We start from the raw sequence: 15,521 nt of genomic DNA, 5'->3' as shown, positions 1-15,521 counted from the left end.
AAATAATCCTTACTAACCTATCTATCCTAATATATGGAGATATGAAAACAAAACGTGTTATGATGGTATCGGTGATAATTATGGGTAAAAAAGCAGATAAAACGAATGTCATGCGAATTTTAGATCAGAAAAAAATTGAGTACAACTATTATTCTTATGACACTAAAAAGCTGAGTGGGGTACAGGTAGCTACTTCGCTCGGAGAGGATCTTGCTAAAGTCTTTAAGACACTGGTGACCGTAGGGAAATCAAAAGAACATTATGTCTTCATGGTACCGGTTGAAAAGGAGCTTGATTTAAAGAAAGCGGCAAAAGCGGCTGGTGAAAAGTCCTTAGAAATGATTCCTCAAAGAGAGCTGTTACCTCTTACAGGATATGTTCACGGCGGGTGTTCTCCTATCGGAATGAAAAAGCAGTTCGAAACCTTCATTGACTCTACAGCAGAAAACTGTGAAACGATTTACTTTTCAGGTGGACGTGTAGGTCACCAAATACAGTTAACGTTAAGTGACTTATCAAAAGTAATTCGCTTAGGTTTAGCAGACATCACAAAAGATAGTTAAAATGTAGTTCCCTTGAGCGAAACGTACTCAGACATGAGCGTTTCGCTTTTTTAGTTCCCTTAATTACTGTCTTTTTATCTGTTAAAACAACAAAATAAAAGTAAAAATATAGAGAAAATGATATTATATAGTTAATATGTGGAAAATTTATAAAAAGGCTGGGAGGAAGACAAAAATGATTAAATCAATTATTGGTGGGTTCATTTTATCTTTTATTCTTTTATTAGGATGTACAATAGCAAACGTAAATTCAGAAACAGTATTTTTTGTAGCGTTCATTATACTATTAGGGCTAGCCATTATTATATCTGGAGCAGCTGTAAGCGGTGATCGAATGAGAGCTAATCTTTCCACAGAATCAAAAACAGACAAGAAGTGGAGAGTTACAAATTCTATAAACCTTATGTTAGCTGCTACTCCAGTTCTCGGGGTATTTCTTCTCATTCATTATTTTATATAGTTTGGTTTCCAAACAACAAGCTTAGGTGAAAAATATCTCGGGATAGAACGTTTTTTATGTGAATTTAAAATCAAATGAGCCAAATTAAGGTCGCCAATGCAACAAAATTATAGAGCATCCATGGCTGTATATATAATAAGAGATAAGATTAAAATGCGATAATTATCTTAAATTTAGGTTAGAGCTTAGTACAAGTTATGTTTATTCTACATATTATGTAAATGTAAGCAGCTTACACTCACAAGTTGATAAGAGTATTTTTTTAACCATGTTCTCACTTAAAGAACATGGCTTTTTTCTGTTTGTCATATAAATTAGAAAGCCGAACTTTGTAAAATTTTTGTATAAATAATTAGAAAATATTATATTTTCTAATAAATCAATAGTACAATATATAAATGGAAGGGAGGATTAACACTACATATGTAATAGACAGCCGCCGCTTTTAAAACCGCTTATTTTATTATCTATAGATGATACTGAAATGAATTATCCAACCTTTTTTTAAGCGCTCTCATTATATAAGTAATTGGTTGAACAGGTTTTATAGAAAGCAATACAATCTAGCTGTTTAAAAAGATTTGCTGGTAAATTACTTGCTACTTCATGTTACAGGAGAACCAACATTAAACACTCAAAGAAAAGAGGGATCACTCATGACTCATACCAGTGAAGCTGCAAACAACAGGCGTGTTACAAGTAATATTTTTAAAGGATCTGTTGGGAACTTAATTGAATGGTACGATTGGTACGTTTACTCTGCTTTTGCCGTCTATTTTTCATCGCAATTCTTCCCGGAAGGTGATTCAACAAGTCAGTTGCTTAACACAGCGGCAATCTTTGCCGTCGGTTTCTTAATGCGTCCAATCGGAAGTTTATTAATGGGACGCTATGCGGATCGATATGGTCGTCGGGCTGCGCTTACCTTATCTATTACCATTATGGCGAGCGGTTCTTTTATTATCGCCTGTACTCCTAGCTATGGCACAATAGGGTTATTATCTCCTATTATTCTAGTACTAGCGCGTTTGCTGCAAGGAATCTCCTTAGGAGGAGAATACGGAACTTCTGCAACTTACCTTTCTGAAATGGCAAGCAGGGGGCGAAGAGGATTTTATTCAAGCTTTCAGTATGTGACGCTTGTTGCTGGTCAGCTGGTAGCATTAGGTGTTCAAATTATTCTGCAAAACGTTCTTAGTGAAGCAGATATGATTTCATGGGGCTGGCGTATTCCCTTTGTCATTGGAGCCATCGGAGCGCTAAGCGTTTTATGGCTGCGCCGTACAATGGATGAGTCAGAGCAATTTTCTAAAATGGACTCTGAAAGCCGTGAAAATGCCGGAACTATTAAAGCACTTATGAAGCATCCTAAAGCAGTGTTGACCGTTATTGGTTTAACACTAGGAGGAACGGTCGCTTTTTATACGTATACGACGTATTTGCAAAAATTTATGGTAAACAGTGTAGGACTAGATAAAGGGGTCGTAAGCTGGATTAACTTCTGTGCACTGCTTGTATTTGTTGTCATTCAGCCAATAGCAGGTATGCTATCAGATAAAATTGGACGCAGACCGCTGTTAATGAGCTTTGGTATTTTAGGAACATTATTGACTGTACCGCTGTTTCTTTTTATGAAACAAGCACATAACCCAGTCATGGCTTTTTTATTAATGACAGTTGGACTTATCATTGTAACAGGCTATACATCTATTAACGCTATTGTAAAAGCTGAGCTTTTCCCAACAGAAATTCGAGCTCTTGGTGTAGGATTACCGTATGGACTTACAGTTGCCATATTTGGAGGCACAGCAGAATTTATCGCCCTATGGCTAAAAAGTATTGGACATGAATCAATTTTCTTTTTCTATGTAGCAGGGTGTATTGCCATCAGCTTTCTTGTTTATTGGCGTATGGGAGAATCCTCTAAAGATTCATATATAGAATCTGAGCTCAAGAAAGAGGACAAAGGAGACAATGTACCGCCAAATAATATCAGTTTTTAATTTTGGTTAAATAAATAATTGTTTGATAACATAAAAAAGGACGGGCTTTTATAGCCAGTCCTTTTCTAGTATTCCGCGCGTATACATGTATTAAACGTACTAAGTGACTGTTCTTGCTATAGAATTCTTTTTTCTATAGTTTTGCATTATGAATTTGTACACTATTTGGTGATAATAAGTCCTCGTATAATCTCATTCCAGTAATGTTTAAAACTAGGCTTTGCTTTCGTCATTATGAACACTCCTTTTTTAAATTTTTTGATTGGCTAGTTGTTATACTAAGTTTAATAAAATTACCTAAAGCTGTTATCCAACGCAGAGCGTAACTTAGTATATGAATTTGTACGACTAAAGAATGAAGAACAAAATAATTAGAGGCATATAAAAAGATCAGCTACATAATAAAAGGATTATTTTGTGATATAACGAAATAAAGAGTATATACATCAGAAATAGAGAGAGGGTAAACTCCGTGAATACTTTATATTCCTTTTTTACGAACCCAGTTTTAACTGCTTCTACGTTTTTAATAGAATTACAGAGCGTGTTCTTTCAACCTATTTGGAAAGAGTATAATTATGATGATTATTTTACCTACAAGGTGTATGTTCCAAGTACATATACTGGGTTAAGCAAAGTACCATTAATCGTTATGCTTCATGGATGTCAACAAGATGCAGATGATTTTGCGGCGGGTACGGAGATGAATAAACTAGCGGAAGAAAAAGGCTTTATTGTTCTCTATCCTCAAATGAATTACTTTGCTAATTCCAACGGGTGCTGGAATTGGTTTTATGAGTATAACCAGTTTCGCGGTAATGGAGAGCCAGACATAATAAAAGATATGATTGATCACATAACCGCTAAATACGCGATTGATTCTACTAATATATATCTTGCTGGTATGTCAGCTGGAGGCTTTATGGCAAATGTGATGGCTATTGCTTATCCTGATGTATTTAAAGCGGTAGGCATTCATTCAGCAGGCAGTAATGCGTATGCTGTAGACCTCATCACAGCTGGAGAAGTCATGCTATACGGCTCTTTAAATCCTGAACTTGACGGTGATGAAGCTTATAAAAAAATGGGACCTTATGCACGGCCTGTTCCCGTCATTACGTTTCATGGTCAATCAGATACAACAGTCAATCCAATTAATGCGTCTACATTAATTCAGCAGTGGATTTATACATATAAGAATTTCGGTATAAACCTACATGAAAATGCTGCTTTTTATACGTCACAAGACAACGAAAATCATTATAGCTACATAATGTCTGACTACATAGATGCAGAAAAAAAAATCTGGATGAAAAAAATTATGGTAGAGGATATGGGGCATGCATGGTCAGGAGGAAACGACAATGGATCAGATACTGATTCAAAAGGTCCTAATGCTTCAAAAATGATGTGGGACTTTTTTGAAGCACAGAATGATTAAATAGAGTATGAACGCGCGATCAAGATGTACTGCTAAATAACATCAGCCTTCATTTTTTTGAAACAAATAATTGTCTACCAACAGCAAAAAAGGATCTTATCGAAAGATCCTTTTTCTGTTATCAACGAACATTTTTTAACAAGTAGCTTCAAACCGATTTAACAATACATCTAGATCCTGACTAATTTTAATCGTATTACTACTTGTAAACCCTTCTTCTAGGGCAATCATCATCATCATTTTTCGTATAAATTCTATCTTTATCAGCAGTAGTCTACATTTGAAACACATTAAGTTTCCTCCACTTGCCACGTCATTTTAAAGGCTTAAATTATTGAATTATTTATGTAAAAATGGTTCCAATCTAAAAATAGAACCTAAAAAATATAGTAACAAATAGATAGTGTCGAAGTCTGTCGTATTTTGAATTCAGATATTTTCATTTAAAAAGAATTAGCTCTTAAACGTTTTGCTGGAAGCTATGCTATGTCTTAATTGTGATTGTTCCACCGGTTGTAAATAACTCACAGAGCAATATAGCTTATCCGTTTTTTTGGATATAGGCATAATCCGATTATATTTAGGCATGTTAACATAAGATTGGACTTATTTAAGTTAGTTAACTTTAAGCCAAAACATATCTTTTTTTCGTTTATTAGTTTCTGCTTCACTATTTATGGCTATCAGGTACTGACAAATAAAGATAAATGATAGGTGAAGGCCGTTTTTAACCGCTATAGACTTTGTAAAAAGCGCAACAAAAAAAGCGTCTGTTAAGACGCTTTATATATAATACATATACTGCTCTTCTTTATTAACATTTGTGGTTTCATGGATTATTTCTTCCGGGATATTGGACGTCCGATTAGTAAAAAGCATAAACAAAGCAATAATTGATGCCGCAAAACCTAAAGTAACAATCACAATAAATCCCTCCCTTTAGAATATATATTCTACTTTTATCTTCATTTTCCTATATTTATTATATACCCTTATTTTATTTTCTCAACACATAGAACAAAAAGAGTAGTGCATCTCCTCAATATCTCCCTCAAAATAAATATAATCAAGGGAACTTAAAACTCCCATTTTCCCTAAAAAAGTAGGAAGCCATAAATTTTTTTTGTATGGGGGACATAAATCATTAACATTATTAATCGTTGAGATAACTTTTTTGTATTGTACGAATGAAAGAAATTTATATATATTAAAAATACAAAATATTCATTAAATTATATGATGCTTTGGTTTTGAGTCGAAAAGAGAAAAGCTGCTGCTTTAAAGGCAACAAGTTTAAGGAAGTTACAAGCGATATAAAAAGTTATAGAAATGGATGTATCTAGAATTCTTTTTGCTCAGATATTCACAGAGTTTTCATTCGTAAAAAAGACTGAAAATTTTGATAATAATTTCACTTTTATTAAGGGGGACTTTTTATGACAACAACGGTATTAAATGTATCAACTTATTCTTTTTATCTTAACGGTGAGTGGAAAGAAAGTAAATCAGGGCAGACAATTGACATTGTTTCTCCATACCGTCATGACGTGATTGGAAAAGTGCAGGCTATCACAAAAGAAGAGGTCGATGAAGCAGTACATGCCGCGCAAAAAGCTCAGAAAGGGTGGACAGAAATTTCTCTGCAAGAACGTGCCAAGTATTTATACAACTGGGCGGATGAGCTGGTAAGAATGCAGAGTGAAATTGCCGAAATTATTATGAAGGAAGTTGGAAAAAGCTTAAAAGATGCAAGGAATGAAGTAGTGCGCACAGCAGATTTCATTCGCTATACAGTTGAAGAAGCCCTTCATATGAACGGAGAAAGCATGAAGGGAGATAGTTTTCCTGGCGGTTCTAAGTCTAAAGTTGCTATTGTTGAACGCGTGCCTTTAGGGGTTGTACTCGCAATTCCTCCTTTTAATTATCCGGTAAATTTAGCAGCTGCTAAACTGGCGCCTGCGCTTATTTCAGGAAATGCAGTTATCTTCAAACCTGCAACGCAAGGAGCGATCAGCGGTATTAAGATGATTGAAGCTCTTCATCAAGCAGGTATTCCACAAGGTCTTGTAAACGTCGTAACGGGCCGCGGATCTGTGATTGGGGATTATTTAGTTGAACATAAAGGCATTAACATGATTTCATTTACCGGGGGAACAAATACGGGTACTCAATTAGCTAAAAAGGCAGGCATGATTCCTCTTGTACTAGAACTTGGAGGAAAAGACCCGGGTATTGTATGTGAAGATGCAGATTTACAAGAAGCAGCAAAACATATTATAAGCGGAGCATTTTCTTATTCCGGTCAGCGCTGTACAGCTATTAAACGTGTACTTGTGCATGAAAAAGTGGCAAACAAGCTCGTAAATATTTTAAAAGAAGAAGTACATAAACTATCAGTCGGTTCTCCTGAAGATGGATGTACGATCGTTCCATTAATTGATAGCAAAGCAGCGGACTTTATTCAGATTTTAATTGCAGATGCACTAGGAAAAGGTGCAACAGTTGTGACTGGAAACCAGCGTGAAGGAAACCTTATCTATCCTACGCTTTTAGATGACGTGAATGATACTATGCGCGTGGCATGGGAAGAACCATTCGGTCCTGTGTTACCAATTATCCGCGTCGCTTCTGATCAAGAAGCCGTTGATATAGCAAACGAATCAGAATTTGGCTTACAAGCAAGCGTTTTTACAAAAGATATTAATAAAGCCTTCTCAATTGCAAATAAAATTGAAGTCGGATCCGTTCAAATCAACGGCCGCACGGAACGCGGTCCTGATCATTTTCCTTTTATCGGCGTAAAAGGATCCGGTATGGGTGCTCAAGGCATTCGTAAAAGTATTGAATCCATGACCCGTGAAAAAGTAACGGTATTAAATCTTCAATGATTGAATTCCAAGAGCTCTCCAAATCAAGCCAGTAGAGTGTAGAGAATCTCATGGGAAAAAGCCTGTGCTCCAAAAAGCACAGGCTTTTAAACGTTTTATTTACCTATCACTCGATTCCATCTTTATAGTTCTTATGCCAGTTTTTATCACCTTTATGCTCGATATCCTCAACGGTTTTTTCAAGCTCTGACATAATGAGTGTTTTCACTTGATAAATGGTATCAAAAAAAGCTTTCTCTTCATCCGGATTCGGCTTTATTTTGGCTGCTGCCGAAATATCAACATATCTGCGATGTTCAGTTGTTAATTTATCAAGCGCATCAAAAATATGAGAGGTCAGAACAGCAACCTCCTTATGATTATCAGGCAGCTTTTCTTTTAGTGTTTCAATTCTCTTATCCATGTTAAAGTCCCCCTATAACGTATTGTATTTATGTAACTTTCCCACTAATAAAAATGAATAACCTTAAATAGCAAAAATTCATGGGAATTAGCACGTGAAACAAAAGTATACTACAGGATATCATGTTAAAGTGAAAAAACGGTGAAACGAATGAGTATATTTTTCCAGAGAGGGTATGTAATAAAAGTCGTTTTTTTGGAAAAGGTAATTCCCTTAAGAAACATTGAAGCACGCAATTAACATAAAAGTACATCTATTTTTAATGAATAATGACCTTTTTTGACTATTTTTTACGATTTTATGACTTTTTTTGAATGAATTTGATTGTTTTTGGTGATTTTTCGAATAATCTGATATATAATGAAAGCGTAAACAGTAAAACATGTCGGTTGGTTAAGAAAAACATCCACAAAAACTGGATTCGTTATTACATAAAATCAGACCTCTGTTTTTTTATAAAAATAAATAGAACTTGAGAAAAGGAGAATGAGGATGGACATATTGGATGCAAAAGTAGTGAATACAAAGTACGGTTTAGAAACCTATCTGGATGTATCAGAAAGCGTAGAAATAAAAGAAATTCATATGCCGAGTTCAGAGAACCAATCTCATAAAATTAAATTTGGAATCAAGTATTTTCTTTTAAGAGAAGGAAAGTATTACGATAGCCAAAAAGGTTATTTTTGGCTTTGTATGAATCACGATTTTAACAGCCTTATGCTGAGTGAAACGGAAACAGAGAGTTTGTTTGCAGTTAAAAGTGAAGAAGAAAGAGAAGCAACAAAAACGCTGTTAGCAGAATGGTTTATCCAAACGAATGCGTACAAAGAAGTCATCAACGAATGTATCCATCAGATTAAAACGGAGAATATTCGTACAGAAGAAGATATTGAAGACCGAGTGGACGCTATACAATTTTTAGAAAAATTAAAGGTATTAACTGCAAAAGAGATTGAAAACGCTTCTATAGAAAATCTATATGCCCTTCAGCAAATTGGCTAGACTATAGTTCTCGCAAGTTGAAATGCAGATTGATGTATAACAATAAGGAGGAATAGTGAGATGAAATTTTTTATTGATACAGCAAACCTTGAGGATATTAAGAAAGCATACAAAGTAGGTGTTCTAGCTGGTGTGACAACCAATCCATCTTTGGTAGCAAAAGAAGGCGTAAGATTTGAAGACCGCATCGAAGAAATTCTTCAAATGGTACCGGAAGTTGAATCCGTTTCCGCTGAGGTAACGCCTGACGCACTTTCTGCTGAAGACATGATTGCTCAAGCTGAAGAACTGATTAAAATTAACGACGGAGATAAAAACATTACGATTAAGCTGCCTATGACATTAGCTGGTTTGGAAGCGACGCGCTACCTTGCTAAAAAAGGCGTAAAAACAAATGTAACCCTGATCTTTACAGTAAACCAAGCGCTTTTAGCAGCTCGTGCTGGAGCGACGTATGTTTCTCCATTTTTAGGACGTCTTGATGATATTTCAGAAGACGGAGTACAGCTGGTATCTAAAATTGCTGAGTTATTCCGCGTTCAAAACATCGACTCTCAAATTATTGCGGCATCTGTAAGACATCCGGATCATGTAACGCGTGTAGCACTTGCAGGAGCTCATATTGCCACAATTCCATACGCTGTTATTGAGCAATTAGCAAAACATCCGTTAACTGACCAAGGAATGGAAAAATTTGCAGCAGATTGGGAAAAAGCAGTTAAAGCTTAACAAAAAGTCATATCAATAAAAAAAGCTTGGAGTAAGCATAGCTTATTCCAAGCTTTTTATCGTTTAACTAACTAGTTTCTTTTTACGTAAACGCTCTAAGCGTCGCTGCACGCTATTTCTCGAACGCCCAAGCAGCTGTCCAATTTCTTGCTGATTGCGCTTTTCCTGATAAAACATACGCCACAATCTGGCATCTTCTTCTGCTGTCCACTTTTTATGCTCGTATTTAGGGCGCTTTACATAGTCTAGTTTTCTTTGTTCATTCACCCACGCTGGTTCTGGAATAAGCGTATTTTTAGGTATTTTAAAAAAGTTAAGGCACGATTTATTTTGTTCAGCCCACTTCCAAAAAGATTGAATGTCAATTCCCATAAATGTTCTGGTCTTGGCGATGATCATTTTGTACGATAGATTCTCTTTATGAATCCACTTGTAAATTGTATGAACATCTACTTCAAGGCAGGCTGCTAGTTCACACGCTGTAATATGTCCTACGTGTGCTTTGGCTCCATACACTTCTAAACGGTTCAACCTCGATTCTAGCGCTTGCACACTTCGCTGTAATTTAGCTGATATGTGTGAAAGAGGTTTTACCCCGTAATACCTTAGCAAATATTCGTCTTCTTGTACTGTCCATCTTCGCATCGCCGTTTTTCGTGTTAGTCCCAAAACTTTTATGCGCGTAGCAATAGAAGAAGGACTCCTGCCTAAGGAATGTGCCATTTCACGGTTATTCATGATATCAATGTTCTCCTGCAAAAAAGCATCTTGTTCAAGCGTCCATTTTTTACGTAAAGCTGTATCCGAAGCACGAAGATTTAATCGAGTAAGTCGTTTATTAACCGATTCCTTGCTTCTATGTAAATACTTACCCATCTCTTGAAGCGTCATAGCGCCATAGTGTTGGATAAGAAATCTATCTTCTTCTTTTGTCCATCGTTTTTGATTTTTACTCACTGTTGTCTCACTCCAATTCACGCGGAAAGCTCAAGATGAAAAGTTGCTAGCAATCTATTTTACGAATGAGCAGTGTCTATTCAGACTGATACTCACTGCGTTTTAGCCTATATATATTTTATCATATTTTTAGAGAAAAACCAAACGTATGTTCCTGTTTTATTTTAGTCATCATAAAAGGAATTAGAAAAATAGTTGGCTCCTTTAATAGAAGCGAATTATGGTAAAATTGACTATAATCTCTAAAGGATTTACATAACTGACAGCTCAGTATCATTACGTTGAGAAAGGGGAATTGATATGAATTTTAATTTAAAAGAAGCGATTGAAATACTTGAGAATACGCCACAAACGCTTGAAAAACTTTTGTCTGGTCTATCTGCAGGATGGCTGCAATGCAATGAAGGAGAAGGAACGTGGAATACCTCCGAAGTCATAGAACATTTAATAGAAGCAGAAAAAAACAATTGGATACCAAGGCTAGAATTTATCCTTCAAAAAGGAAAAGAGGGAGCTTTTCCTCCGTTTGACCGCTATGCCCATTTAAACAAGGAATCTGCTAATTCTATTGAAGAGAAGCTTCTTGAATTCAAAAAGGTAAGAATACAGAATTTACATCAACTAAAGCTGCTAGTTAAGCATGAAAAACACCTTGAAGTGAGAGGAGAACACCCTGAGTTTGGGGAAGTAAAAGTCAGAGAGCTGCTCTCGACTTGGGTTGCTCATGATTTAACCCATATTGCGCAAATTGTTCGAGTAATGGCAGAACGATATAGAGAAGATGTAGGACCTTGGGAAGAATACTTAGGAATACTAAAGAAATAGCAATGACACACAGTGGCCAGCCTTTATCATTCAAGCTTGAATTAAGAAATGTACACGATTACAATAAAATGAGAATAATGAAGATTCAGGAAGGATTGCAGAGGGAACTATAACAACATATCCGATGTTTATAACATGTAGGGTCCGTTAAGCAATTTACGAATAAAAAGAGGATTGGACTGATTAAAAGTGAAAGTGAACTCAGAGAAATTTGGCGAACTAAACAATCAAGCTGTACATGCTTATACCTTATTAAATGATGAAGGCCTTAAAATCACCTGCCTTGACTATGGGTGTGTGATATCAAATATTGAAATGCCGGATTCTGAAGGGAAGATTGAAAGTGTTGTATTGGGATTTGATTCAATAGAAGAATACCAAAAGTATTCTCCTTATTTCGGAGCTGTGGTCGGACGCGTAGCAGGGCGTATAGGCGGAGCAGCGTTTGAGCTTAATAATGAAACCTACCGTCTAGAGAAAAATGAAGGAAACAACCATCTGCATGGCGGATCAGAAGGATTCAGTCACAAAATATGGAATGCCAAAACTATTGAGACAACTGATCATGTAGGTGTTGAATTTACATATGTAAGTAGAGACGGAGAAGAAGGGTATCCCGGCAACCTTGAAGTGAAAGTTACGTATACATTAACGAATAAAAATGAGTTCTATATTTTTTATGAAGGAACAACAGATCAAGACACTCTTATCAATTTAACAAATCATACGTATTTCAATTTAAGCGGAAATCTAAAAGAAACGGTCTTGGATCATGTTTTGAAGCTGAAAAGTAACGAATTCTTAGAGTTGAATAATGATCTTTTACCTACTGGAGAAGTGTTAAACGTCACAGATACCCCATTTGATTTTAGAGAAGGACATAGTCTCAAGGAAGGAGTGGAATCCACACATCCGCAAAATATATTAGTGGGTAAAGGATACGATCATCCATTTCTTTTAGAAGCAGAAGCTGAAAATCAGATGTCATTATTTGATCCTGCAAGCGGCCGCAAAATAGAAGTCAAAACGGATCAGCCTTCAGTCGTTCTCTATACGGGAAATCATCTAGACGAAGAATTCGAAATTAGAGGAGTTCACTCAGAGAAATACCTCGGTGTTTGCCTAGAAACACAAGGTTTACCGGACGCTATTCATCATCAGCATTTTCCTTCTTGTGTATTAAAGCCAGGTGAGAAGTATGAAGCGCATACTCACTATACATTTATAACTGATCGCAGCCTGTAACAAAACGGGATGATAAAAAGGATTACAAACGAGCCTCTGCCGATTGTAATCCTTTTTTAGTGTTACTTTTTCTTTTGGCTTTTTGCACGATTAGCGTCAAGCTCAGCCGCATATTCTTCTTGAGACTTTCCTTGCTTTTGACTCTCAGACTGAATCTTTTTAAATTTGTTATCGTTTAAATTTGGCATATTAGCACCTCCTTGCAGACAGGGCTATTTTGTACAAGCATTAAGGATTTATATGCTGAAAAGTTTTAATGAACTTGATTAGAAATTTCGCTTAATGCTGCACCGGCTTCATCAACATATACGTTCACTGTCGCAAGGTCGCCGATTGCACAGATTCCAACCATATTATTATTCTCCACTACAATAATGCGGCGAATTTGATGGTCAGCCATCATACGTGCACACTCGTGAATATCCGTATCCGGAGAACACGTAATTACATCTTTAGTCATACAATCATGGCAATGCACAGTGTTGCAATCTTTTCCATCCGCCACGCAATTTAACACGATATCACGGTCTGTGATCATTCCCATTACTCGATTTTCTTGACACACCGGCACAGAACCACAATTAATATCACGCATTAATTTTGCAGCTGCTGTTACTGGGTCGTGCGGTGCACAAGCTTTCACATCTTTAGTCATAACTTCACGTACTGTAGTCATTTTTATTTCCTCCTTTTAAACATTCACTTCCGTATTTTCTCCATGCACATGCAGAATATGAGAATCAATAATTTCCTAAAAGCAAAAAAGTACAGGATTAAAATAAAGAAAGGAAAAAATTTTGTAACAAAAGGCGAATAAAAGAACTAACGCAGTGTAATAAGCACATAAAAAAGAGCCTATTACACAAACTAAAGAGGATATGATCTAGCTTACATTTTCGTAACGGCAGGAGTTGGGTACATAATGAAAGGAAAGTTAACGCTTTTGGCAGTACTTTTATTGCCTTGGCTGTCTATAGTAAAAGTTGATAAATTTGTCTTTAAAAGATACCTACCTGTTTTAACGTTTAGTTCATTGGTTATTGCTTTTATCAGTGAGTTATCTAAAAGCTTTACTTGGTGGAAAGTGAGAAAACCTCTTTTTCCTAAACTTGCAAGCGATATATCTTTTATCTTTGGCCCATTTTTTGTAGCTGATTTTTGGGTATTCAAGCTGACCTATGGAAATTTTAAAAAATATTTGCTGATTAACGTTCTATTTGATTATCTATTTGCTTATCCTTTGACGAGTCTGGCAGAAAAACTAAAGGTATACAAAATGGTCAACATGACGCGTTTTCAACTTTTTATCATCTCGATTGCGACTGCTCTTATTAATTATTTGTATCAGCATTTTATAGAAGATGCTTTAAGGCAGAGAAGGCAATAGCTGATATTTCGTTAACCAGCTCATCGCCACTTATATTTCGGTACTGTCAGCTTTAAATCGTATTAAAGCCCTCCTAAACTTCGTACATAAGTAGTTAAACGAGATAATAAAAGAAAAGAGAAACATGAGAGAAGATAAACCTCTTTCACGTTTCTCTGCTTTGTCATGCACATAAACTTTATCTGTACACCTTCATCGGCAAATACGTTAAAGATTGCCCCGTAGCTGAAGAAGTTAAATGCGATTCTAATTCAAAATTTTCAAATGGTTCGATATGAGAAAAGGCCTCTAAAAATGCTTCTAATATGATTTTCATTTCAAGTCGGGCAAGAGGGGCGCCCAAACAAAAATGAGGTCCGTTTCCAAACGTTAAGTGTTTTTTATTAGTTTGGCGGTGAATGTCTACAGAAAAAGGGTTTTCAAACATATTCTCATCCATATTACATGCACTCATCCACGCAATAACGACATCTCCTTTTTTTAGCTTAACGCCTAATAAATCGTTATCTTGTTTAACCGTCCGATCTCGTCTGGAGATGTGAAACCGATATCGAAGCATTTCTTCTACTGCTTTTGGAGCTAATTCTCTATTGTTTCTCAGCTCGCTGTATAACGACTCGTCGTCATATAAAAAAGAATAAAACATATTTGCAATGGCGTGACTTGTGGTTTCAACTCCTGCACCCAAAAGCAGCATGGTAGCGTGTACAATTTCTTCATCTGTGAATGTTTCACCATCAACTTCAGCTTGAATTAAGTCTGAGATAATATCATCAGAAAGGTTGGAGCGCTTTTCAATGACAATCGGGTAGAGGTATTGAAAATATTCAGCTCCTGCACGCTGCTTTTCTTGTTCAATCTCTTCTAATCTTTCTTGGTCATAAGGCTGAAACAGAATATCTACCCATTTTTTGAACTGATATTGGTCTTTTACCGGTACACCGAATAAATCTGCTATAACTAAACTAGGAAAAGGAGAAGATAAATCGTCAACAATATTAATAGTTGAATTCTTTTGTATGGCTTGTACCAGGTCTGCTGCAATTTGTTTGATTCGCGGTTCCCAGTTCTTTAAACTGCGAGGAGTAAAGGCTGCAGCAAGCAAAGATCGCGCTTTCCGGTGGTCAGGAGGATCTAAGTTTGTAAGATTGGTAATTGGAGATGTGCTTTTTTTCTTACTATTATCTCCAACAAAAATAGTGGTTCTTTGTCCATCGCTTGAAAAGAATTCGTAGTTGCTCAAGACTTGTTTAACATGGTCGTATTGGAATACATTCCATGTGTTTGTTTCTTCATGAAAATAAACAGGGTGGTTGTTCAGCATTTCTTTATACCATTGGATAGGGAAAAACTCTTCTGCACGTGATTGGAATTTTGGAATTTCTGTAACGGGAATGACTTCTTTGTTCATATGATCTTATTCCTCCTTCAGAATAGGTATAAATTTGGAATTTACTAGCTACATAGCGCTTAGTAGTTGTCACTTGCTAGATAAATAATTGCTTTGTTTAATTAACCTATACTATTAGTACATTTTTATACTATATGTATAAAAATGTACTAATAGTATATAATTATTTTTATTTGTTTATCAAGGAAAAAGGATAAAATTCACGTA

General features: G+C 36.0%; 17 protein-coding genes. 10 read left to right on the top strand and 7 right to left on the bottom strand.

What is annotated here, in order from left to right; translation table 11 throughout:
- The first annotated feature begins 80 nt into the window (after window positions 1–80).
- The 4 genes from ybaK (at window position 81) to AC1DEF_RS10720 (ending at window position 4,467) form a co-directional block, all read left to right on the top strand.
- Window positions 81–563: a Cys-tRNA(Pro) deacylase gene (gene ybaK, locus AC1DEF_RS10735; protein WP_097824367.1), complete on the top strand. Its 483-nt coding sequence runs from the start codon at window positions 81–83 to the stop codon at window positions 561–563.
- A gap of 175 nt (window positions 564–738) precedes the next feature.
- Window positions 739–1,023 (top strand): DUF5316 family protein, encoded by a 285-nt coding sequence (locus tag AC1DEF_RS10730; RefSeq protein WP_097823700.1) that lies wholly within the window; start codon window positions 739–741, stop codon window positions 1,021–1,023.
- Between the two features lie 656 nt (window positions 1,024–1,679).
- On the top strand, window positions 1,680–3,026 hold the full coding sequence (locus tag AC1DEF_RS10725; protein WP_097823699.1) for an MFS transporter: 1,347 nt from the start codon (window positions 1,680–1,682) through the stop codon (window positions 3,024–3,026).
- A gap of 472 nt (window positions 3,027–3,498) precedes the next feature.
- The gene (locus tag AC1DEF_RS10720) at window positions 3,499–4,467 is read left to right on the top strand and encodes an extracellular catalytic domain type 1 short-chain-length polyhydroxyalkanoate depolymerase (protein WP_097823698.1); all 969 of its coding nucleotides are present in this window, start codon (window positions 3,499–3,501) and stop codon (window positions 4,465–4,467) included.
- A gap of 135 nt (window positions 4,468–4,602) precedes the next feature.
- Here the strand turns inward: AC1DEF_RS10720 and AC1DEF_RS10715 are convergent, their stop codons facing one another.
- Together AC1DEF_RS10715 and AC1DEF_RS10710 are read right to left on the bottom strand one after the other, a co-directional pair.
- On the bottom strand, window positions 4,603–4,758 hold the full coding sequence (locus AC1DEF_RS10715; protein ID WP_016763750.1) for an aspartyl-phosphate phosphatase Spo0E family protein: 156 nt from the start codon (window positions 4,756–4,758) through the stop codon (window positions 4,603–4,605).
- A gap of 492 nt (window positions 4,759–5,250) precedes the next feature.
- Window positions 5,251–5,391 carry a hypothetical protein gene (locus tag AC1DEF_RS10710; RefSeq protein ID WP_013082747.1) on the bottom strand — a complete coding sequence of 47 codons (141 nt, stop codon included), beginning with the start codon at window positions 5,389–5,391 and terminating at the stop codon, window positions 5,251–5,253.
- A gap of 512 nt (window positions 5,392–5,903) precedes the next feature.
- Here AC1DEF_RS10710 and AC1DEF_RS10705 point away from each other — a divergent pair.
- Window positions 5,904–7,355: an NADP-dependent glyceraldehyde-3-phosphate dehydrogenase gene (locus tag AC1DEF_RS10705; RefSeq protein ID WP_097823697.1), complete on the top strand. Its 1,452-nt coding sequence runs from the start codon at window positions 5,904–5,906 to the stop codon at window positions 7,353–7,355.
- 106 nt (window positions 7,356–7,461) lie between these two features.
- On the opposite strand, the gene AC1DEF_RS10700 is transcribed toward AC1DEF_RS10705, so the two are convergent.
- Window positions 7,462–7,758 carry a hypothetical protein gene (locus AC1DEF_RS10700; RefSeq protein ID WP_013082749.1) on the bottom strand — a complete coding sequence of 99 codons (297 nt, stop codon included), beginning with the start codon at window positions 7,756–7,758 and terminating at the stop codon, window positions 7,462–7,464.
- 492 nt (window positions 7,759–8,250) lie between these two features.
- Between AC1DEF_RS10700 and AC1DEF_RS10695 the strand changes: the two genes are divergently transcribed.
- Entirely contained in the window at window positions 8,251–8,760 is a 510-nt protein-coding gene (locus AC1DEF_RS10695; protein ID WP_097823696.1) for a hypothetical protein, read from the top strand.
- Between the two features lie 60 nt (window positions 8,761–8,820).
- Complete coding sequence (gene fsa, locus AC1DEF_RS10690; protein WP_013082751.1) at window positions 8,821–9,489, top strand: fructose-6-phosphate aldolase; 669 nt, start codon at window positions 8,821–8,823, stop codon at window positions 9,487–9,489.
- 63 nt (window positions 9,490–9,552) lie between these two features.
- Here fsa and AC1DEF_RS10685 read toward each other — a convergent pair whose 3' ends face one another.
- On the bottom strand, window positions 9,553–10,446 hold the full coding sequence (locus AC1DEF_RS10685; protein ID WP_097823695.1) for a hypothetical protein: 894 nt from the start codon (window positions 10,444–10,446) through the stop codon (window positions 9,553–9,555).
- A gap of 300 nt (window positions 10,447–10,746) precedes the next feature.
- On the opposite strand from AC1DEF_RS10685, the gene AC1DEF_RS10680 reads away from it, so the two are divergent.
- Together AC1DEF_RS10680 and AC1DEF_RS10675 are read left to right on the top strand one after the other, a co-directional pair.
- Complete coding sequence (locus AC1DEF_RS10680; protein ID WP_097823694.1) at window positions 10,747–11,271, top strand: DinB family protein; 525 nt, start codon at window positions 10,747–10,749, stop codon at window positions 11,269–11,271.
- A 189-nt stretch (window positions 11,272–11,460) separates the two neighbouring features.
- A complete protein-coding gene (locus tag AC1DEF_RS10675; protein WP_097823693.1) occupies window positions 11,461–12,516 on the top strand; it encodes an aldose epimerase family protein in 1,056 nt (351 codons plus the stop codon).
- A gap of 62 nt (window positions 12,517–12,578) precedes the next feature.
- Here AC1DEF_RS10675 and AC1DEF_RS10670 read toward each other — a convergent pair whose 3' ends face one another.
- On the bottom strand, window positions 12,579–12,704 hold the full coding sequence (locus AC1DEF_RS10670; RefSeq protein ID WP_013056562.1) for a hypothetical protein: 126 nt from the start codon (window positions 12,702–12,704) through the stop codon (window positions 12,579–12,581).
- Between the two features lie 65 nt (window positions 12,705–12,769).
- A complete protein-coding gene (locus AC1DEF_RS10665) occupies window positions 12,770–13,192 on the bottom strand; it encodes a CBS domain-containing protein (protein ID WP_013056563.1) in 423 nt (140 codons plus the stop codon).
- A 246-nt stretch (window positions 13,193–13,438) separates the two neighbouring features.
- Here AC1DEF_RS10665 and AC1DEF_RS10660 point away from each other — a divergent pair, with 246 nt between their 5' ends.
- Window positions 13,439–13,903 (top strand): hypothetical protein, encoded by a 465-nt coding sequence (locus AC1DEF_RS10660; protein WP_097823692.1) that lies wholly within the window; start codon window positions 13,439–13,441, stop codon window positions 13,901–13,903.
- 178 nt (window positions 13,904–14,081) lie between these two features.
- Here AC1DEF_RS10660 and AC1DEF_RS10655 read toward each other — a convergent pair whose 3' ends face one another.
- Entirely contained in the window at window positions 14,082–15,314 is a 1,233-nt protein-coding gene (locus AC1DEF_RS10655) for a cytochrome P450 (protein WP_318331269.1), read from the bottom strand.
- Window positions 15,315–15,521 lie beyond the last annotated feature (207 nt).

The sequence above is a fragment of the Priestia sp. 10L35 genome (genome assembly GCF_056395685.1).
The sequence above is the reverse complement of the archived record's forward strand: the minus strand, read 5'-3'. Positions and strand labels throughout refer to the sequence as shown.